This is a genomic window from Virgibacillus kekensis (assembly GCF_042654125.1).
Classification (GTDB): Bacteria; Bacillota; Bacilli; order Bacillales; family Amphibacillaceae; genus Lentibacillus; species Lentibacillus kekensis.
This window is the reverse complement of the sequence record NZ_JBHSFU010000003.1, coordinates 290,463-311,725: the sequence shown is the minus strand read 5'-3', so window position 1 is coordinate 311,725 and position 21,263 is coordinate 290,463. Positions and strand designations below refer to the sequence as shown.

19 protein-coding genes are annotated in these 21,263 nt (G+C 41.3%); all 19 read right to left on the bottom strand.

Annotation, left to right across the window (positions count from 1 at the left end):
- Positions 1-34: 34 nt before the first annotated feature.
- The 19 genes from ACFO3D_RS02950 to pyrH all read right to left on the bottom strand — a co-directional run bounded on the left by ACFO3D_RS02950 (position 35) and on the right by pyrH (position 21,158).
- Entirely contained in the window at positions 35-991 is a 957-nt protein-coding gene (locus ACFO3D_RS02950; protein ID WP_390293107.1) for a polysaccharide deacetylase family protein, read from the bottom strand.
- A 117-nt stretch (positions 992-1,108) separates the two neighbouring features.
- The gene (gene pnp, locus ACFO3D_RS02945; protein WP_390293106.1) at positions 1,109-3,223 is read right to left on the bottom strand and encodes a polyribonucleotide nucleotidyltransferase; all 2,115 of its coding nucleotides are present in this window, start codon (positions 3,221-3,223) and stop codon (positions 1,109-1,111) included.
- A gap of 223 nt (positions 3,224-3,446) precedes the next feature.
- The gene (rpsO, locus tag ACFO3D_RS02940) at positions 3,447-3,716 is read right to left on the bottom strand and encodes a 30S ribosomal protein S15 (protein WP_088050241.1); all 270 of its coding nucleotides are present in this window, start codon (positions 3,714-3,716) and stop codon (positions 3,447-3,449) included.
- A 135-nt stretch (positions 3,717-3,851) separates the two neighbouring features.
- On the bottom strand, positions 3,852-4,799 hold the full coding sequence (gene ribF / locus ACFO3D_RS02935) for a riboflavin biosynthesis protein RibF (RefSeq protein ID WP_390293105.1): 948 nt from the start codon (positions 4,797-4,799) through the stop codon (positions 3,852-3,854).
- Positions 4,800-4,808: 9 nt separating this feature from the next.
- The gene (gene truB, locus ACFO3D_RS02930; protein ID WP_417891782.1) at positions 4,809-5,708 is read right to left on the bottom strand and encodes a tRNA pseudouridine(55) synthase TruB; all 900 of its coding nucleotides are present in this window, start codon (positions 5,706-5,708) and stop codon (positions 4,809-4,811) included.
- A gap of 78 nt (positions 5,709-5,786) precedes the next feature.
- The gene (rbfA, locus tag ACFO3D_RS02925; RefSeq protein ID WP_390293103.1) at positions 5,787-6,128 is read right to left on the bottom strand and encodes a 30S ribosome-binding factor RbfA; all 342 of its coding nucleotides are present in this window, start codon (positions 6,126-6,128) and stop codon (positions 5,787-5,789) included.
- A gap of 48 nt (positions 6,129-6,176) precedes the next feature.
- Entirely contained in the window at positions 6,177-6,455 is a 279-nt protein-coding gene (locus ACFO3D_RS02920) for a DUF503 domain-containing protein (RefSeq protein ID WP_390293102.1), read from the bottom strand.
- Positions 6,452-8,665 (bottom strand): translation initiation factor IF-2, encoded by a 2,214-nt coding sequence (gene infB / locus ACFO3D_RS02915; protein WP_390293101.1) that lies wholly within the window; start codon positions 8,663-8,665, stop codon positions 6,452-6,454. The genes ACFO3D_RS02920 and infB overlap by 4 nt, the downstream gene beginning before the upstream one ends.
- A gap of 20 nt (positions 8,666-8,685) precedes the next feature.
- Positions 8,686-8,988, bottom strand: a complete 303-nt coding sequence (locus tag ACFO3D_RS02910; protein WP_390293100.1) for a YlxQ family RNA-binding protein — start codon at positions 8,986-8,988, stop codon at positions 8,686-8,688.
- Complete coding sequence (gene rnpM, locus ACFO3D_RS02905; protein WP_390293099.1) at positions 8,978-9,259, bottom strand: RNase P modulator RnpM; 282 nt, start codon at positions 9,257-9,259, stop codon at positions 8,978-8,980. Before rnpM ends, ACFO3D_RS02910 begins: the two co-directional genes overlap by 11 nt.
- A 13-nt stretch (positions 9,260-9,272) precedes the next feature.
- Positions 9,273-10,376 (bottom strand): transcription termination factor NusA, encoded by a 1,104-nt coding sequence (gene nusA, locus ACFO3D_RS02900; RefSeq protein ID WP_390293098.1) that lies wholly within the window; start codon positions 10,374-10,376, stop codon positions 9,273-9,275.
- Positions 10,377-10,390: 14 nt separating this feature from the next.
- Positions 10,391-10,861: a ribosome maturation factor RimP gene (gene rimP / locus ACFO3D_RS02895; RefSeq protein WP_390293097.1), complete on the bottom strand. Its 471-nt coding sequence runs from the start codon at positions 10,859-10,861 to the stop codon at positions 10,391-10,393.
- Positions 10,862-11,098: 237 nt separating this feature from the next.
- Positions 11,099-11,995 carry an STAS domain-containing protein gene (locus ACFO3D_RS02890; protein WP_390293096.1) on the bottom strand — a complete coding sequence of 299 codons (897 nt, stop codon included), beginning with the start codon at positions 11,993-11,995 and terminating at the stop codon, positions 11,099-11,101.
- A 247-nt stretch (positions 11,996-12,242) separates the two neighbouring features.
- Positions 12,243-16,535, bottom strand: a complete 4,293-nt coding sequence (locus tag ACFO3D_RS02885) for a PolC-type DNA polymerase III (RefSeq protein ID WP_390293095.1) — start codon at positions 16,533-16,535, stop codon at positions 12,243-12,245.
- Between the two features lie 99 nt (positions 16,536-16,634).
- Complete coding sequence (gene rseP, locus ACFO3D_RS02880) at positions 16,635-17,894, bottom strand: RIP metalloprotease RseP (RefSeq protein WP_390293094.1); 1,260 nt, start codon at positions 17,892-17,894, stop codon at positions 16,635-16,637.
- An 80-nt stretch (positions 17,895-17,974) separates the two neighbouring features.
- Entirely contained in the window at positions 17,975-18,766 is a 792-nt protein-coding gene (locus ACFO3D_RS02875; protein ID WP_390293093.1) for a phosphatidate cytidylyltransferase, read from the bottom strand.
- A gap of 15 nt (positions 18,767-18,781) precedes the next feature.
- Positions 18,782-19,543 carry an isoprenyl transferase gene (locus ACFO3D_RS02870; protein WP_390293092.1) on the bottom strand — a complete coding sequence of 254 codons (762 nt, stop codon included), beginning with the start codon at positions 19,541-19,543 and terminating at the stop codon, positions 18,782-18,784.
- A 332-nt stretch (positions 19,544-19,875) separates the two neighbouring features.
- Entirely contained in the window at positions 19,876-20,433 is a 558-nt protein-coding gene (gene frr / locus ACFO3D_RS02865) for a ribosome recycling factor (RefSeq protein ID WP_390293091.1), read from the bottom strand.
- Between the two features lie 2 nt (positions 20,434-20,435).
- Entirely contained in the window at positions 20,436-21,158 is a 723-nt protein-coding gene (pyrH, locus tag ACFO3D_RS02860; protein WP_390293090.1) for a UMP kinase, read from the bottom strand.
- Positions 21,159-21,263: the final 105 nt, after the last annotated feature.

Sequence of the window (21,263 nt, the reverse complement as noted above, 5' to 3'; positions counted from 1 at the left end):
CTCCTACTGACTACTGCTTCTTAAATATAATCTGTTAGCGCTCTTCGCTCAATAGGGTACTGATAGTGCCAATACGATAATTATTTTCTTTAATTTCTTTGATTAGCGGACCCAAACCTTGAGCAATAGAAGCTGTAGGGTGCATTAAAATAGTCGCCCCTGGGTGGATATTGTTCATTACTCGGTTCATCATAACAGAAACTGTCGGATTCTTCCAATCAATCGTATCTACAGTCCACAGAACAGTCTGCATATTCATTTGGTGGGCGGCTTTCACTGTTCCACCGTTAAAACTACCGCTTGGCGGAGCGAACCATTCCGGTTTTTTATCGATAATCGCAGCAATAACATCATTGGTCTGCTGAATCTGTTCTGCAGCCTGCTGTTGGGAGAGCCGCGCCATATCCGGATGGTTATACGCGTGATTACCTATAATGTGGCCCTGCTCGTGGATCATCTCCACATAGTCAGGGTTTTCTTTCGCCCATTTCCCCTCGATAAAGAACGCAGCCTTAATCTTATGGTCTTTCAGAGTCTTGAGTATTGGTGGTATGTATTCGGATCCCCATGAAACATTAATTAATAATGTAACCATACGTTTGTCAGGGTGACCGCGGTAAATCGGTGCCGCTGGTAAATCGTTAAGCGAAACTTCAGGGGTTATCTGATCAAATACAAGTAGGGATTCATTGAACTTCCCTTGCTTTTTCATCTGCTTATAGGATTTATCAACATTAACTTTGACCCCATTAAGCCCTGGCATTTTCTTCCATACTTCATCTATTACTGCATTTTGTGGAGGTTCATAGTATTCCCTACTCTTTTCCTTTATTTCCTCATAAAGTGGATCTGCCGTTTTAACTGCGTCATTCACCGTCTGCGAAAACATTCGGACATCATTTATTTTAAAAGGATTGTAATTATCCCCAAATGCGGCCATCACAATAAGCATGAATAAAAAAATATTAACCAATGAACGATAACGATACATCAGTATCCCCCCTCAATAATTGTTATGAAAAGGAGGGACAAGATATGCCGCTTATAGGCATATAGAAATTTTGCCATTAAAAAAGAAACTGGGATTCCAGCTTCTTGTTTTAAACACTTATGATTTTGCTTTTTCGTTTTTCTCTCTCTGCTCCTTTAGAACAGCTTTCCTTGAAAGATTGACACGCCCCTGGTTATCAATTTCTTTAACTTTGACCAGTATTTCATCACCAATTGAGACAGCGTCCTCAACTTTGTTGGTCCGCTCTTCGGCAAGCTCAGAAATATGAACCAGACCATCTTTACCTTTGAAGATCTCTACAAATGCGCCAAATTTTTCGATGCGTTTTACAGTACCCATATACACCTGGCCAACTTCGACTTCACGTACCAAGTCTTCAATAATCTGTTTGGCCTTCTCATTCATAACAGCATCGGTTGATGAGATAAATACACTGCCATCCTGCTCAATATCAATTTTAACACCTGTCTCATCAATAATTTGGTTAATCTGTTTACCACTTGGACCAATTACTGATCTGATTTTATCAGGATTAATATTCATAGTCAGGATTTTTGGTGCATACTCTGATAACTCGGATTTTGGCTCTTCAATTGTAGCAAGCATAGAATCCAGGATCTGCATACGGCCTTTCTTCGCCTGGGTCAGTGCTTCTTCCAGGATCTCTTTGGAAAGTCCGGCAATTTTAATATCCATTTGAAGCGCTGTAACGCCTTGTTCTGTACCTGCAACTTTAAAGTCCATATCACCGAGCGCATCCTCCATACCTTGGATGTCGGTTAAAATTGTATAATCTTCTCCTGATTTAACAAGTCCCATGGCAATCCCTGCTACTGGTGACTTGATTGGAACACCCGCGTCCATCATTGCAAGTGTGCTGGCACAGATACTTGCCTGTGAGGTAGAGCCATTTGACTCAAGCACTTCGGACACAAGACGAATTGTATAAGGGAAATCTTTATCGGATGGTACCACTTTTTCAAGCGCACGTTCACCCAAAGCCCCGTGACCAATTTCACGACGACCAGGTCCTCTAATTGGTCCAGTCTCCCCTACGCTATATTGCGGGAAATTATAGTGATGCATAAACCGCTTAGACTCTTCCAGCCCTAGCCCGTCCAGTATTTGCACATCTCCAAGTGCGCCAAGCGTACAGACACTGAGAGCTTGGGTTTGTCCACGTGTGAACAGCCCGGAACCGTGTGTACGAGGCAGAATTCCTACTTTTGAAGAAAGTGGGCGAATCTCATCCGCTTTTCTGCCATCAGGACGGATTTTTTCCTTCGTGATTAATTGACGGACTCCGTCTTTTACCATTTTATCAAGCGTGGCTTTGACGTGTTTAATTACCTCATCATCTTCATCTTCATAAGCAGCTAGTACTTCATCCTTAGCCTTGCTGATTGCGTCTTCTCTGGCATGCTTCTCCTCTACCCGGATCGCCGAGTCGATTTTCTCATATGCCTCACGCTGAACCTTGACAGAGATTTCTTCGTCAACCTCAAGAAGGGTTACATCGGCTTTTTCAACACCTACAGCCTTTATAATCTCCTCCTGAAATTCGATTAGGCGAATTATTTCTTTATGTCCGAACATGATCGCTTCGAGCATAATTTCTTCAGGAACTTCGTCAGCGCCTGCTTCCACCATGTTTACAGCGTCCTTTGTGCCGGCAACTGTCAGTTGGATATCACTTTTCTCCTGCTGTTCAATTGTGGGATTGATGACAAATTCGCCATCAACTCTACCTACATCCACTCCGGCAATCGGCTCGGAAAAAGGAATATCGGAAATACTGAGAGCGATGGAAGATCCAATCATCGCTGCAATCTCTGAAGAACAGTTCTGATCAACACTCATAACCGTACTGATTACCTGAACTTCATTTCGGAAGCCATCAGGGAACAGCGGTCGTATCGGACGGTCGATAAGACGTGAAGTAAGTGTTGCCTTTTCACTTGGACGGCCTTCCCGTTTAATGAATCCACCCGGAATTTTACCCACCGCATATAGTCGTTCTTCATAGTTAACAGTTAATGGGAAAAACGGTAAATCTTTTGGTTCCTTAGATGCTGTTGCTACGGATAGAACTGCTGTATCGCCGTAACGTATCATACATGCTCCATTTGCTTGTTTTGCCAGTTCTCCGGTTTCAACGGTAAATTTATTACCGGCTATTTCTGTGGAGAACTCTCTTTTTTCTTCTGTCATTAGCTTTACTACTCCTTTCAACCACATTCTAACACCCATTTTATAGTTAATAAACGTAAATGTAAATTTTATGTATAAATGAGAGTAAGAAATTCAGCAAACACAACTTTTTTATTGTGAGTGTCATGGTTGCTTGATTCTATTCTTATATATTATCTTCCTTAGAATCTTATAAATTTTTGATAGTATAAAAAAAGCAGGATTTCTCCTGCTTTAAAACTACTTAACGGCGTAAGCCAAGTTTTTTAATTAATTCACGGTAACGTGTAACATCTTTGTTACGCAGGTAGTTAAGCAAGTTACGACGCTTACCAACCATTTTAAGCAACCCACGGCGTGAATGATGATCTTTCTTGTGAACACGCAAATGTTCGTTCAATGTAGTGATTTCTTCCGTTAGTACAGCAATTTGTACTTCTGGAGAACCAGTGTCATTTTCATGAACTTTGTATTCACTGATAATCTCATTCTTACGTTCTTTTGTGATAGCCATCCGGCTCACCTCCATTAACCTATTCATAGCCCCAGTCCCCTAGCAAACGTCGGAGTTACGATTTGCCAAGCGATGGTTTTACGTTCTTAAGCGTACATCTTTTTGGCTCAAAATGCAAGTGTAAATCGGTATTAATCAGCCATAGAAATAATTTCTGCTTTTTTTCTCGTCGCTTTCTATTGCTCTGATCAGCTCTTCTACACTGTTGAATTTTTCCTCATCGCGGATATATTTGTGCCACTCAACCTTCAGTTCCTCACCGTAAAGATCATTATTATAATCGAAAATATTAATTTCGAGCGAGGGATCTTTCCGGTCCGGCGTAAATGTCGGATTATACCCCAAGTTAGCCATTCCTTCATACAACTCATTTTTATAGTGAACCTTTACTGCGTAAACCCCTACTTTCGGCAAAAAGGCATCCGGATTTACCTTCAGATTGGCAGTCGGATAACCTATTTCCCTGCCGCGCTTGGCACCTTCAATAACGACACCGTTAGTGGTCAGCGGTCTTCCGAGCAGCTTATGCACCACCTCTACATTACCATCTCTCAGAAGTTCCCTTATTCGGGTAGAACTGATTTTTTCATCATCCATTTCTACTTTGTCTATAGTCGTATAATCAAAGTAGCCCCGAGTATATTCCTGTATCACATTCATATTTCCTTTTCCCATGTGACCAAATGAAAAGTCAAACCCTGCCACAAGATGCTTTACTTTCAATCCGATAATAAAGTGATCAATAAACTCTTGTGGCTGCAGGGAGGCTAGCTCTTCGTTAAACGTAATTACATATAACCGATCAACGTCAAGCTGCTGCAGCACTTCCTGTTTCTCACGCAAAGGCGTGATATATTGTACGTTTGTCGTGTCTTTTTTCAACACTACAGAAGGATGAGGATGGAAGGTAATAACCATACTCTCCATGTTTCTGTTTTTAGCCTCGGAGACAGCTGTTCCGATAACCTTCTGATGCCCTTTATGGATTCCGTCAAAAAAACCAATCGCAGCCACACTCTCCGGCAGTTCATCCACGATCAAAGAATGCGGGTATGTCAGTTCAATCGTTCGCAATTTACTCACCTACACTTTTCACTCATTAAAAACCCGAAGCGGCTTTATTAATTCCGGGTTATCCGGATGAATCTGGTAGACTGCAAGCACTCTATTATCAGAGGCAATTACAGCCGGCCCAGTTTCCGGGAACTCATCGGGTCTTGGAAGCTTTTGTCCATATAGAACACGTTGTTTTACTGTCTTTTCCACTTCAATAAACTTCAGATGGGATAGCCCTCTTGACAAAGGAAGCAAGAATTCAAGTTCTTTATCCGCATTTATCGCTTTTTCTATCTCTTCAAATGTAACCGTGTCCTTTTTACTGATTGAGCCAGTGGAAGTTCGTACAAGATTTGCCATATGTGAAGGATAACCAAGGTTTTTGCCGATATCCACACACAGCGTCCGTATATATGTACCCTTTGAGCAGGTTACCTTGATTATAAAACTATCTTTATAATCCGTGCTCAACAGGTCGAGATCATAGATTAAGACCCTTCTGGATGGCCGGTCGACCTCTTCATTATTGCGGGCATACTCGTACAACTTCTTTCCTTGGACCTTTACCGCTGAATACATAGGAGGGATTTGCGTGATTTCGCCTCTGAATAATTGTAACACGTTTTCAATAGCCTGTTTAGAAGGAAAATCGGATATCTCGGCTTCCTCTATGATTTCCCCGTGGCTGTCTTCTGTTTCGGTAGCTGTGCCAAGCTTTACTTCCGCTATGTAAGTTTTGTGGGTGTCCGTCAGATAGGGCACAATTTTGGTTGCCTGTCCGATACACAACGGCAAAACACCTTCTACTTCAGGGTCAAGGGTTCCTGTGTGACCAACTTTTTTGGTGTGCAGCATCCGTCTGGCCTTAACCACGCAATCATGTGATGTCATTCCTCTAGGTTTCCATAAGGGTAAAATACCATTCAATATGACCACTCCTGTGCAGAATCAGCAATCACTGAAAAAATCTGACTCGAATTTGGTCCTTACGAGTCAGACTTTCTCGGGATGCTTTTATTTATTCAGATCACGTAAAATCGTTTCAATACGATTACCGTACTCGTACGCCTCGTCAAACTCAAACGTAAGTTCAGGAGTTTTACGCAGTCTGATCCGTCTGCCAATTTCAGAGCGGATAAATCCTTTCGCCTTAGCCAGGCCGACAAGGGTATCATGTTTCTTTTGTTCATCTCCAAGAACGGAAATGAAGATTTTAGCCTGTTGCAGATCACCTGTCACCTCTACATCAGTAACAGTCACGAACCCGACACGAGGGTCCTTAATTTTTTTACTGAGGATTTCCCCCAGTTCCTTTTTCATCTGCTCGGCTACACGATTCGAACGAATCTCACTCACTTTAATCACCTCTGTAACGTAACTAGCACGTAATTCCACTTGTCTGAATTAAATATGCTCTAAATCTGTTAAAGTCCGTTCAAGTTCACCAAAAGTATCAATCAGGCGTAATGCTTCCTGGATCACCTGTTCGGCGTGCTTTCTTTCATTGGAGATTGTTACGATTCCAAACTTAGTTCGCTGCCATAAATCATGGTAATCAAGTTCAGTCACTGCGACATTCAACTCATTCTGTAATTTGGCGATAACCCGCTTCAAAACCGATCTCTTCTGCTTCAGGGAATGACCGTCATAGAGCATGCATTCCACTTCAGCGTATACAATCATTTGCGCTCAATCTCTTCCATTACAAATGCTTCAATGATGTCGCCTTCTTTAATGTCGTTAAAGTTCTTAATAGTGATTCCACACTCATAGTTTTGCGCAACTTCCTTAACATCATCCTTAAAACGTTTAAGGGCATCAATCTCGCCTTCAAACTGTACAACTCCGTCCCGGATAATGCGCACCCCAGCATTTCGTGTGATTTTGCCGTCTGTAACATAGCTTCCGGCGATTGTACCTACTTTAGAAACTTTGAAGATTTCACGTACTTCCGCCTGGCCGGTCACTTTCTCCTCAAATTCAGGATCCAGCATACCTTTCATAGCTGATTCGATTTCTTCAATAACTTTATAAATTACACGATGCAGACGAACATCAACTTCTTCGGTCTCTGCTGTTTTCTTTGCATTGGCATCAGGACGAACATTAAAGCCGATTACGATAGCATTTGAAGCTGCAGCCAGAATTATGTCTGACTCTGTAATAGCCCCTACCCCGGTATGAATAATCTTAATCTGTACACCCTCAACTTCAATTTTGCGAAGTGAAGAAGCCAGTGCTTCAGCAGACCCCTGAACGTCCGCTTTGATGATAATATTAATATCTTTCATCTCACCCTGCTTAATCTGCTCAAACAAGTCATCCAGACTGACTTTTGACTGACCAGTACGGGATTCCTGAATATGTTTCTGCTGGCGGGCTTCACCAATTTGACGAGCCTTCTTCTCATCAGAAAATACAAGGAACTGATCTCCTGCCTGAGGTACGTCATTAAGACCGGTAATCTCTACAGGAGTCGATGGTCCGGCTTCCTGTACGCGTTTGCCAAGATCATTCACCATTGCTCGGACACGGCCGAAAGTATTGCCGACTACTATCGAGTCACCAACACGTAAAGTGCCATTTTGTACAAGCAGGGTGGCAACGGAGCCCCTTCCTTTATCAAGCTGTGCCTCAATAACAGTACCAAATGCGTTCTGTGTTTGGTCTGCTTTTAGTTCTTCCACTTCAGATACAAGAAGAATCATTTCCAGCAAATCATTTATACCTTCCTGCTTTATCGCTGACAGGTTAACGAAAATAGTGTCGCCGCCCCAGTCTTCAGGAACCAGTTCATATTCAGTCAATTCCTGCATGACACGGTCAGGGTTTGCGCCTTCTTTATCCATTTTGTTCACTGCGATGATAATTGGTACTTCAGCAGCTTTCGCATGGTTGATTGCTTCCACCGTCTGTGGCATAACACCGTCATCCGCAGCTACTACCAGAATCGCTATATCAGTTACCTGCGCTCCACGTGAACGCATGCTTGTAAACGCCGCATGACCTGGTGTATCAAGGAATGTAACTTTTTTGCCTTCATTTTCCACCTGATATGCCCCGATATGCTGAGTAATCCCGCCTGCTTCACCTTCTGTTACTTTTGTATGGCGGATAGCGTCAAGCAATGTTGTTTTTCCGTGGTCAACGTGCCCCATAATGGTAACAACTGCCGGGCGTTCAACCAGGTTTTCTTGCTTGCTTTCCTCGAGGTATTTATCGAAATCAGTATCTTCGAAAACAATTTCTTTTTCGACTTCCACATCATACTCACTGCAGATCAATTCAACAGCATCATCATCTAAATCCTGATTTTTAGTTGCCATTACACCGAGGAACATAAGCTTCTTGATTAGTTCAGAAGCATCTTTATTCAATTTACCCGCTAATTCATCAACGGTTAATGTACCACTGTAGGTAATCTTTTTAGGCGTTTCTTTCACAACTGGCTTTTGTGGCTGTTGTTGCCGTTGCTGATTGTTGTTTCTGCCGCCTTTTCCGCGGTTCTTATTCTTGTTCCTATTCTGATTCTGGTTCTGACCTTGATTGTGCTGGCCATTTTTCTGTTGGCCCCCGGTCTTAGGATTGTTATTTGTTTTCCCTTTATTTCCTTGCTGATTTCCATTTTTGCCGGTGTTACCAGAAGTCTTCTTATTATTATTGTTGTTATTATTATGGTTGTTAGCCGATTTTTTAGGCTTCTCCTGTGTGCTGGTGTTTTTCTTTTCAGGCTCTTTAGATCCGAACTTTTCATCCAGCTTCAGAATAGTCTCTATTGAAATCGTTGACATATGGTTGGAAACATTTATATCCAAACTCTTTAAATAGTTAATTACTTCTTTACTTGTCGTATTATTTTCTTTCGCATACTCATATACGCGCTTTTTGCTCATACGTCCACCCCCGAAATTGATTAACCGAGTAAAGTTCTGATTTTAGCGGCAAAACCTGCATCTAAAATTGCAACTGCTACTCGCTGTGTTTTACCGATAGCATGTGAAAGCACATCTCTATCGTCGTCCACTATTTTATAAGGGACATTATACGTCCTGCATTTATCCGTGATTTTCTTTCTGGTCTGGGGACCAATATCATTTGCCAAAAGAACTAATTTAGCCCGCTGACTCTGGATATCTTTAACAATAGTTTCTTCCCCAACTGAACATTTCCTGGCACGGAAAGCCAGCCCAACCATATTTAAATAATTATTTTTCATTTTTGGTTCCTTCTGCCACATTCTTCAAGTCATCATAAATGGACAAATCAACTTTTGTATTTAACTGACGGCCAATAATGCCGGTCTTTTTAGCCTTTTCAATTACCTCGACATCATTCGAAACATATGCACCTCTGCCGTTTTTCTTGCCGGTAGGGTCAACAAATACTTCCCCTTCTTTGTTCCGTACAATCCGAATCAGTTCTTTTTTCGGCTTCATTTCATTGGTAACAATACATTTCCGGAGAGGTACTTTTCTCTTTTGTGACATATGCTACCCTCCCTTAATCGAAGAGTTCGTCTTCCTCATCAGAATAGGAATCTTCTTGTGTTCCCTCATTAAGAAGGCCCTCTTCCTGAGCCTCAGTCTCACTTTTAATATCTATTTTCCAACCAGTAAGTTTTGCAGCTAAACGAGCATTCTGGCCCCTTTTTCCGATTGCAAGTGATAATTGATAATCAGGGACAATGACAGTCGTCGCTTTATTTTCTTCATCCACGAGAACATCTACTACTTTAGATGGGCTCAAAGCATTGGAAACATATACTACTGGGTCTTCTGACCATTCTACCACGTCTATTTTCTCACCTTTTAGTTCATTAACGATAACCTGCACACGCTGACCTTTTTGCCCTACACATGCACCTACTGCATCCACTTCAGAATCGTCTGCATATACGGACAGCTTGGAACGGTCACCCGCTTCACGGGCCACAGATTTTATCTCAACAGTCCCATCATAAATTTCCGGTACTTCCATCTCAAATAACCGTTTCAGCAGGCCTGGATGAGATCTCGAAATATAAATCTGCGGTCCCTTCCCAGTGTTTTCCACTTTGGTAACAAACACCTTCAGCCGGTCATGAACGTAATATTCCTCTGTAGGCATTTGCTCGGCTTCTGCAAGTTTAGCCTCTATTTTTCCGAGATTTACATATACGAAACGGGAATCCTTCCGCTGAATTATTCCAGTCATGACATCCTCTTCCCGGTCAGAATACTCGCTGAAAATAACCCCACGCTCAGCTTCCCTAACACGCTGTGTAACAACCTGTTTGGCAGCCTGTGCTGCAATACGTCCAAAGTCTTTAGGGGTTACTTCAACCTCTATTACATCATCCACTTCATAATTGGGATCGATTTTCTTCGCCTCATCTAGTGAAATCTCTTCTTGGACGTCTTCCACTTCCTCTACTACTGTTTTCCGGGAAAAGACACGCATTGTTCCTGATTTTTCATCAAGATCAACACGAACGTTTGTAGCAGATTTAAAGTTTTTCTTATACGCGGAAATCAGCGCTGCCTCCAGGGCTTCCAGTAGGATATCTTTATCAATCCCTTTTTCTTTTTCTAAATAATCAATCGCCTCAAACAACTGACTGCTCACTTTTTCATCCCCCTCTATAACGTTACCGCAAGTCGAGCTTTAGCTACTTTTTCATAAGGTACTTCAACAAGTTTTTTGCGGGTTTTGACTTTGTATTCGATGGTAGCCTTTCCATCTGAAAAATCGGTTAAAATTCCCTGATATTCCTTTTCCCCGTCAATTGGCTCATATAACTTGACGTAGATATTACTGTTTATATTCTTCTCAAAATCTTCACGGGACTTAAGTGGGCGTTCCACACCTGGGGAAGATACTTCCAAAAAATATGCTTCGTTTATTGGATCTTCTTTATCAAGCTGTTCACTTAATTGTTCTGATACTTCGCCGCATTCGGTTATGTCCACTCCACCCTCTTTGTCAATATAAACACGCAGGAACCAGTCCTTACCTTCTTTTACATATTCAACATCTACCAGTTCAAGGTCTTTTTCCTTCAAGATGGGTTGAAGCAGTTCTTCTGTTGTGCTAATTACTTTGTTGCTCAAAAGTTATCCTCCTTTATTCAGTTGTATGTATTTCTTATTATGAACCATCATACCCCGTTTCATTTGCTGCGGCTGCATAATTAATACAAAACCCCTGCCGAACGAAGTGGCAAGGGGTGTGTAGCAAATCAAGGGGTATGAAGAAGGAGTGGGGATCACCCACTCCTTTAACCGTTCGTATCATTTCTTACCATAAAAAACTATATCATACTGTAACTGATGTTGCAAGAACATGGGCTATTTGTCAGTTGGGATTGTTTTCTCATCCTGAATATCATGGAGTGTATTATAATTAATTTGATTTCCGTTAAGTTTGAGATAACCATCGAGTGCCTGCTGAAGGGAACCTTTAGTTTCAGCCTTCTGACCGAATTCCATATTTAGATTCACCATGTTCCGTACGATGTCAGGACGAAGACCGGTTATCACTGCTTTGCATCCCATCATGGAAATACCATCAAGTAATTTCATAAATAATTGCATCGCTTCCGTTTCCATCTCTGCAATCCCCGATAAATCCATAATCAATGTCTGGACTCGTCTGTTGCCGATTTCCAAAAGAACTTTCTCCTCTATGATATTGGCACGGTATCTATCCATTGAACCGATCAATGGCAGTATACTGATCGTCGAGGTTATTGGAATTATTGGTACAGATAGGTTTTCAACCAGTTTACGCTGGTCTTCGATTAACTCATCTTTATAAGAGGAATAGCTGATAAAAAATCCATTAAGAAATTTATCAACCAAATCGTTTACTTTACTTTCCATCTGAAAGAAGTCTTCCCGGTTGCTAATACTTTCACTAAACTTATCGTACTCATATAGAAAATCCCATAATGTTCGGCGTATAGCCTGAACCCACTCGATCTTAAGGGCCAGTGTAAGCGAATATTTTGCCCAGGCAATTCCTTCCTGCCGAGCAAACTCCACAACCTCTTGCTCTTTTTCATCAACCACAAATAAAACAAGTTTATGTGCGTTATACAGAAGATTAATGTTGCCGATTAGTTGAATTTCTTCAATTTTGTCGCGGACATTTTTTGCCTCATTAAGCAACTGGTCTTCAAAATCCTGCTTATTATCAATCAGAAACTGTCGGATTGTTTGCTCATTATCGTATGTTAAATCCAAAAATACCCACTTCCTTTTATCCGATTATTTGCTATGTGAAAGAAGTCTTCCCTGTATCCCCATCGAACACGAATAGATTAAACCATCTTTAGTAACAAGTTCCTATTACTATTAAAAAGATAATGGACCTGGATAGCAAGGGAAAAGCATTAACTTATGTTAATGCTTTTCGTGCAAATGTATTCTCGTTTGTATAAAAATAACTTGAGCATTACCTAAAGAATTTACAGTATAATGACTGCTACTATTAAAATAACGAAAGTTGGTTTTTCTCTGCCATACCTTCCAAACATCCATGCTCATCTAAATATTCAAGAACTGTTTTGGATATCTTGCTCCGTTGTCTTAAATCTTCTTTTGACAGGAACTCTCCGTCTTCCCTTACTTTCACAATATTAATTGCTGCATTCGTTCCAAGTCCATCCACAGCATTGAACGGTGGGATTAACGAATTTCCATCAACCAAAAAGTCAGTAGCTGATGACTTATATAAATCTACTTTTTGGAAAGAAAACCCACGTTCACACATCTCCAAAGCTACTTCAAGAACGGTAGCCAAGTTCTTTTCTTTAGGAGAGGCATCATTTCCTTTAGCCATAATACCCTCTATTCGTTTTCTGATTGCATCTGAACCTTTCACCATTGTATCCAGTTCAAAATCACCAGCACGTACAGAGAAGTAAGCTGCATAAAAATAGATTGGGTAATGTACTTTAAAGTAAGCAATCCGTACAGCCATCAACACATACGCAGCAGCGTGGGCTTTAGGGAACATATACTTGATTTTTTTACATGATTCAATATACCAGTCAGGCACATTGTGTTTCTTCATTTCTTCAATCCACTCATCCTGCAATCCTTTGCCTTTACGGACAAATTCCATGATTTTAAAGGCAAGGGATGCTTCCAAACCTTTATGCATCAGGTACACCATAATATCATCACGGCACCCAATAACATCAGGAAGTTCACAGATTCCATCATTAATCAGTTCCTGAGCATTACCAAGCCAAACGTCGGTACCATGCGAAAGCCCGGAAATAATGACAAGTTCTGCGAAAGTACTTGGTTTTGTATCTTCAAGCATTTGACGAACAAATTTGGTGCCAAACTCCGGAACGCCGAGAGTTCCCGTTTTACAGTTAATTTGCTCTGGCGTGACGCCGAGTGATTCTGTACCCGAAAATATTTTCATTACTTCAGGATCATCTGTTGGGATAGTTTTCGGATCAATTCCACTTAAATCCTGAAGCATTCTGATTACGGTAGGATCATCGTGCCCCAGTATATCCAGCTTAAGCAGGTTATCATGGATGGAATGGAAATCGAAGTGAGTTGTTTTCCATTCACTTTTCCTGTCGTCAGCTGGAAACTGAATCGGTGTAAAATCATATATTTCTTTATCGTCCGGAACAACAATGATACCGCCCGGATGCTGTCCGGTTGTCCGTTTCACACCGGTACAGCCTTGAACAAGCCGGTCAACTTCCGCGTTCTTATAAACTAGCTGTTTATCGGAAGCATAACCCTTCACGTATCCGTAGGCCGTTTTTTCGGCAATCGTACCAATGGTCCCTGCACGATAAACCTTTTCCTCACCAAATAACTCTTTTGTATAGTTATGCGCACGTGGCTGGTATGCCCCAGAAAAGTTCAAGTCAATATCGGGGACTTTATCACCCTTAAAACCAAGAAACGTTTCAAACGGAATATCCTGTCCATCTTTAGTCAGTGGTATGTTGCAGTTAGGGCAGTCCCTGTCTTCCAGGTCAAACCCACTTCCCACAGAGCCATCAGTAATAAACTCATGGAAGTGACATTCAGAACATACATAATGTGGCGGCAAAGGGTTAACCTCAGTTATTTCCGTCATAGTAGCAACCAATGACGAACCAACCGATCCCCTGGACCCTACCAAATAACCGTCATCAAGAGACTTTTTAACAAGTTTATGCGATATCAGATAAATAACGGAGAATCCATTATCGATGATACTGGTCAGTTCTTTTTCCAGTCGGTCTACAACAATCTGCGGCACTGGTTCCCCGTAAATTTTTTTAGCCCGTGAATAACACAAATCACGCATTTCCTGATCCGCACCCTCAATAGTTGGGGTAAACAGACCATCTTTCACCGGTGATATTTCACCAACTCCTTCAACAAGGCTGTTGGTATTCTCGACTACAATCTCATATGCCTTGTCTTCACCCAGAAAACTGAAACACTCAAGCATTTCATTGGTAGTTCTGAACGGCGTGTCCGGTAAAGTCTGCCTATTCAACGGATTTCCTGCCTGGGATGCTATTAGAATTTGCCTGTATAATTTGTCATGCTCGTCGATATAATGGACATTGCCGGTAGCAACAACTGTTTTATCCAATCGCTCTGCCATCTTAACCAGTTTTGAAATAATATCCAAGATTTGCGCTTCATTTTGGACCAGGTCTTTTTCAATGAGATGTGCATAATTAGATGGTGGTTGCACTTCTATATAGTCATAGAATTCAGCTACCTTTTCAGCTTCATCCGCCGACTTTTGCATCATTGTCTCAAAAACTTCACCTTTATCGCACCCGGATCCAACAAGTATCCCTTCGCGAAGTTTTTGCAGAAGTGACCTAGGCACTCGGGGAACTCGGTAAAAATAATCGATGTGTGCATGTGAAACAATTTTGTACAAATTTTTAAGGCCCTCCTGTGTGCTGGCAAGCAACGTACAGTGGAACGGACGAGAACGCTGATACGCATTTCCTTCTCCCATATGGTCATTTAACCGTTGATGATTAGTAATCTCTTTTTCAAGCAGACTCTTTACCAATTTCCATAGCAAATAACCAGTTGCTTCTGCGTCATAGATTGCCCTGTGATGCTGGGTGAGCTCAATATCGAGCTGCTTACACATCGTGTTTAGACGATGGTTTTTAAGCTGCGGGAATAAAAAGCGGGATAGTTCCAGTGTATCAATAACAGGGTTTGTAACTTTCTCATAATCAATTCGGTTGAATCCCTGGTTCAGGAATCCAATATCAAAACTGGCATTATGCGCAACCAGGATACATTCACCCATCCATTCATGGAAATCTTTCAAAACATCTCCTATTTCAGGTGCGCCTTTAACCATTTCATCCGTGATACCTGTCAAATTTGTGGTGGTTTCCGACAGCGGGTGATGCGGATCAGCGAATGATTCAAATCGATCGATTATCTCTCCCTTATGGATTTTAACCCCCGCAAGTTCAATAATAGTATCATAGACTGCTGACAATCCCGTTGTTTCCACGTCAAATACAACATAAGTAGCGTCTTCAAGATCAGTATCTTTCTCGTTATAAGCTATTGGAACCCCATCATCTACTAGATTGGCCTCAACTCCATACAGGACTTTTACACCATGCTTCTGCCCTGCGGCATGTGCATCAGGATAACCTTGAACACCAGCATGGTCTGTAATTGCGATGGCTTTATGTCCCCAGCTGGCTGCCTGCTGAATGAGCCTGCCGGGTGATACAACTGCATCCATTTGAGACATCGTTGTATGGGCATGCAATTCAACCCTTTTTGCATCGTCGGGAGCAGTATCTTTTCTTGTTTCCACCTTAACTTCGTGAATATCATTTGCCATCATGGCAAGTTCGTTCGTATACATATCTGTTTGAATGCTGCCGCGAGCTTTGACCCACATACCTTCCTTCAGCAGTTCAAATTTCTCAGCATCCTCATCGCCTTTTGAGAACATTTTTATCTGGAGTGAATCGGTGTAGTCTGTCGCTTTCGCAATGAGCAAACTTCTTCCAGACCGTAATTTCCTGATTTCTGATGCAAAAACGTACCCCTGTACAGTTACCCTTCGTTCTTCATCCTGTATCTCTTCCATCAGGATTGGTTCATCCTGTATCTTATATCCGAGCATAAGAGGTTTATTTTGCTCACCATTTAACTTATCCTGGTCACGCTTTTCTTTTTCATGAACTGTTTTCATTACCATTTCCTGATCTTCAAGCGCCTTTTGCTCTCTGAATTTTTCTATATCAGCCATTTCTGTTTTAATCTCAACTTCTACAGAATAAGCTGCGGCACCTATTTTTTTGCAGTAATCTCTGAACTCAACATCCAGCCGTCGTTTTAATGCATTTCCTTCCGCATCATTACGTGCGGTTAACATAATCTTATTATTCTCCACTCGCGGTTTTTGGGCATAAACCATCTCTCTGTATGCAGGTGATAAATCAGGAATAGAATGAAGAAAACTCTGCCAGTAATCACAGATCGTCTGGCTGTCACACTTCTTTTCTTCGGTATACAGCGTTAATTCTACTTTTGCGAACTGCTGGAATGTCTCAGTAAGTTTAGCAGAAAGAAGTTTATATACTTCCTGGGGCAGTATTCGTTTCACATGGATATGAAAGTGCCATGTCCTGATATTCTTATGTACTTCCAGTTTTAATAGTTGGCTGTCCTCAAAATGGGCTGTCTGATAATCCTCCGGCATTTTCAACTGCTTAAGCAGAAATTGCATTTTCTCAGTTTTTGATATGTCCATAACTTACTCCCCCATGATAATCTTAAAATCCATGTATAATGCCTGAAAACCCCTGCCATTATAGACAAGGGTTATCAAATGTTTCTTTACGGTTGCATTTTATAAAAACAATCGCTGGATATCATTCCAGGTAACTACGATCATTAACAACATTAGTAAAGCAAATCCCACAAAGTGAACAACGCCCTCTTTTTGTGGATCGATTGGTTTTCCGCGGACGGCTTCTATTCCCACAAATAATAAGCGGCCACCATCAAGTGCAGGCAACGGTACCAAGTTGACAATACCAAGGTTCACACTCAATATTGCTGTCCACATAAGGAATGTCATAATCCCTGCCTGGACAAACTGGTCGGTTGCATCGTATATACCAACCGGTCCTGATAAAGTTTCAATCGGCAACTGACCTGTAACCAGCATTCCGAGATTAGTCAAAATGAGTTTAGTCGTATCATAGGTTTGAGTTACTCCATACTTCAGCGTTCCGGGGACAGATTTTTCAAAAGCTCGCTGAACACCTACCTGTCCATACTCCACTCCCTGACTCTCAATTACTTTCGGGGTCACGGAAAGTGATTCGGTCTCACCATTCCGCTGTACCGTCATATTTAACTCGTTATCAGGGTTTTCCCGTACTATTTCCGTGAATTCATCCCATGTGGAAATTGAATTGCCTTCTATCTGGACTATTTCGTCACCCTTCTGCAACCCTGCCTCATCTGCAGGACTGCCATCCTGTACACCCGATACGACAGCTCGTTCGACAGGCACACCCTGTATAAGTCCTACGATAATAAAGATTAGAATGGCGAGCAGGAAGTTCATCATCGGCCCCGCAAACAATTGCATTGCACGCTGTGGTACACTTTTCGATGCAAACTGTCTATCATAAGGCGCAATCTGTGTTTCCTTTTCGTCCATAACATAAAATGCTTTAGGATCCACCTCAAAGTTTAGACGGTTATCCTCTTCATCTATTTCGTACCCTTGAATCACCAGCTGATGGTCAAGGTCTGCATGTTCGATTTCAATAACTCTTGCGTAAGGATGTTTGGACTTGTTATTGACGATTATTTTGTTGACTTTTCCTGCTTCATTGAATTCAAGTCCGACGTGCTGGCCTGCTTTAAGTTCCACAATTTCAGGATCCTCGCCGGCAACTCTTACATATCCTCCAACTGGTAGCAGTCTTATCGTATATACTGTTTCGTTCTTAGTGAAGGCAAATATTTTAGGACCGAATCCAATAGCGAATTCGCGTGCAAGCATTCCAGCGCGCTTCGCAAATATTAAATGGCCAAATTCATGTACGAATACAAGCAGGCCGAACATAAAAATAAACGCAATAACTGTGTTCAAAAGAAGCACCTTCCTTTATTGTCTGTCGGAAAAAAATTGTCTTCTTATACTATTTTACTCTCTATTTTCAATACCTTGTACTAATCAAAGTACTGGACGAAATGCAGAATTGGCAATACAAACAACAAACTGTCCAGCCGGTCCAATATACCGCCGTGACCTGGGAGGATATCGCCAGAATCCTTTACACCAAAATGCCGTTTAAATGCGGATTCAACCAGGTCGCCAATTTGTCCAAAAATGGATACGAGAATGGTAACTGCTATTGTAACCATCATACCATATTGTAAAGGGTAGAGAATATAAAAAATAACCCCAACGGCAACGGCCAGAATTATTCCGCCGACAGCCCCTTCTATAGTTTTCTTGGGACTGATCATAGGCCACAATTTCTTTTTACCGAATGCACGTCCAAAGAAATATGCCCCCGTATCTGTAGCCCAAATTACCAGCAGCACATAGAAAATACTTACCAGTCCCTCTGATTCCAGCATACGCGTTTCGATTAAATAAAAGAACCCCATTCCTACGTATACAGTAGACAGAAGGATAAAGCCAGCATCGTCAAAGGTAAACTTATTCTTTACCAGAACAGTATATGACAATAACGAAAGAACAAATATCATAATAAAATCGAATTTTGTAAAGGCTGGAAACAAATCATAGGACCCCGGTACGAGGATAACCCATAAAAGGCCAATTGCAAGCACTGCCGGAACTGAATATTTGCCGATTTTCCTCATTCGCATTAGTTCAATCAATCCCATAGTCGCCAGCAGATAAACAAAAATTATAAATGGTCTATCTCCAATAATAACAAACGGAATAAATATGAGAAATGCAATAATTGCTGTCAGTATTCGCTGTTTCATATTCTTTTCATCACCTTAAATCCCTCCATACCTGCGTTTGCGTTTCTGGTAATCATCGAGGGCTTCTTTAAAAATCTCTTTATTGAAATCAGGCCATAAAACGTCCGTAAACCAGAATTCAGAATAAGCCACCTGCCATAACAGGAAATTACTTAACCGCTGTTCACCACTTGTCCGGATAAGCAGGTCAGGATCTGTTAAATCTTTTGTATATAAATACTCGGAAAATATCTTTTCATCCAGATTATCAATAGAAAGATCTGATCCTTCCATGTCTGTCATAATTTGTCTGATTGCACGGATGATTTCAAATCTACTTCCATAGTTTAAAGCAAAATTCAACAATAATCCATCATTATCTTGTGTCTTCTCTTTCGCATAATCAATAGCTTCCTTCGTATGTGCAGGGAGCTCATCATAGTTACCTATTGTGTTGATTTTTACATTATTCTCCATGAGTTCAGGCAAGTAAATATGTAAAAACTCTTTCGGCAATTTCATTAGAAATTCGACTTCGCTTTTAGGCCGTTTCCAATTCTCTGTCGAAAAAGCATACAAAGTCAAGATCTTCACATTATAGTTCCTGGCAGCCTTGACAATTTCTTTAACCACGTCCATGCCCTCTTTATGACCGGCTATCCGTGGGAGCCCTCTTTTTTTTGCCCATCGTCCATTACCATCCATAATGATTGCAACATGATTGGGAACATTTTCAAGCGCCTCAGGCTCGTTGGTTTCTTTAGATTTATTTTTAAAAAAAGGAAGCTTCATTGACATAATCTGTCCTCCGGTATGGTCGATTATCCTCTTCAATTCTTTATTACCTACATTATAAATAGTATTAAGCGAATTGATTTCTATCTTATCCTATTAGGATGAATCACCATTATATCACTATAATGCATAATTTTTTATCAGGATTTCTTTAAAATATTAGAAAAACCTCCCTTACTCCCGGCTGAGTAAGAATGGTTTTTATGATATTTCAAAGAATTCCTTTTATACTCATTTATGTATGTGCCAGTCCGGCAAGCAGCAGGAAAGCTGTTCATTGGAAATAAAAGCCCTCTTAAACAAGAGGGCAACAGCATCTTATTTTAATGCAGAATTTAAACTTCCAATATTTCCTTCTCTTTGCCTTTAGCCAATTGATCAATTTCTGAAATATGACTATCTGTTTCTTTTTGTACGTTATCTTGGGAGCTTTTCAATTCATCTTCAGTCAAATCACCATTTTTTTGAGCTTTCTTCAGCTGATCATTTGAATCACGGCGAATATTCCGCACTTGTACGCGTGCTTCTTCTGCGTATTTCCCAACAACTTTAACCAAATCCTTACGGCGCTCTTCCGTGAGTTGTGGAATATTGATGCGAATCACATTACCATCGCTTGATGGTGACAATCCTAAGTCAGCTTTCTGAATAGCCTTTTCAATATCTCCTACAGCCGATTTATCAAATGGCGTGATAACCAGAAGCCTTGCCTCGGGCGCGGATATGGTAGCAAGCTGATTCAATGGCGTTGAAGCTCCGTAGTAATCCACATAAACACTATTCAGAAGGGACGGGTTAGCACGTCCAGCTCTCACTGTTGCCAAGTTTCTTGAAAATGCCTGTACAGCCTCGCTCATTTTTGTACGTGTTTCTTTCAAAATTTGGTCACTCATTTTTATTTCCCCCTTATCGTTGTTCCTATGGTTTCACCTTGGACAACACGTTTTATGTTGCCTTCTTCCGTAATCGAAAATACAATCAGCGGGATGTCATTGTCCATGCACAGTGAAGATGCAGTGGAGTCCATGACACCAAGTCCTTCGTTCAGCATTTCCAAATAGGAAATCTCTGTATATTTTTCAGCAGTTTTATTCAGTTTAGGATCGTCTGAATAAACACCATCAACATTATTCTTAGCCATTAGAATGACCTCAGCTTCAATTTCAGCCGCACGTAATGCAGCAGTAGTATCTGTTGAAAAATAAGGATTTCCCGTACCGGCTGCAAATATGACAACACGTTTCTTCTCCAGATGGCGTATCGCTTTTCTTCTTATATAAGGTTCAGCAACCTGCCGCATCTCGATAGATGTCTGTACGCGTGTCTCTATACCGATATTCTCAAGGCTGTCCTGAAGCGCGAGTGAGTTCATAATGGTAGCGAGCATTCCCATGTAATCGGCTGTTGCCCGGTCCATGCCCATTTCACTGCCTACTTTACCACGCCAGATATTTCCGCCTCCAACAACAATACCAACTTCTACTCCGAGTTCAGCTACTTCTTTAATCTGGGCGGCGACAGATTGAATAATCTTAGGTTCAATTCCATAGCCTTGTTCCCCGCTTAATGCTTCTCCACTTAATTTTAACACAATTCTACGGTATCGAGCTGTTGTCATAATTACCTCCATAGAAATTTTATATTGTTTCTATTATACTGCGTTAAGCGTTGGAATAAACCGGCTTACGCAAATGGATGTTAACGTGGTGATCTTATTGAAGGC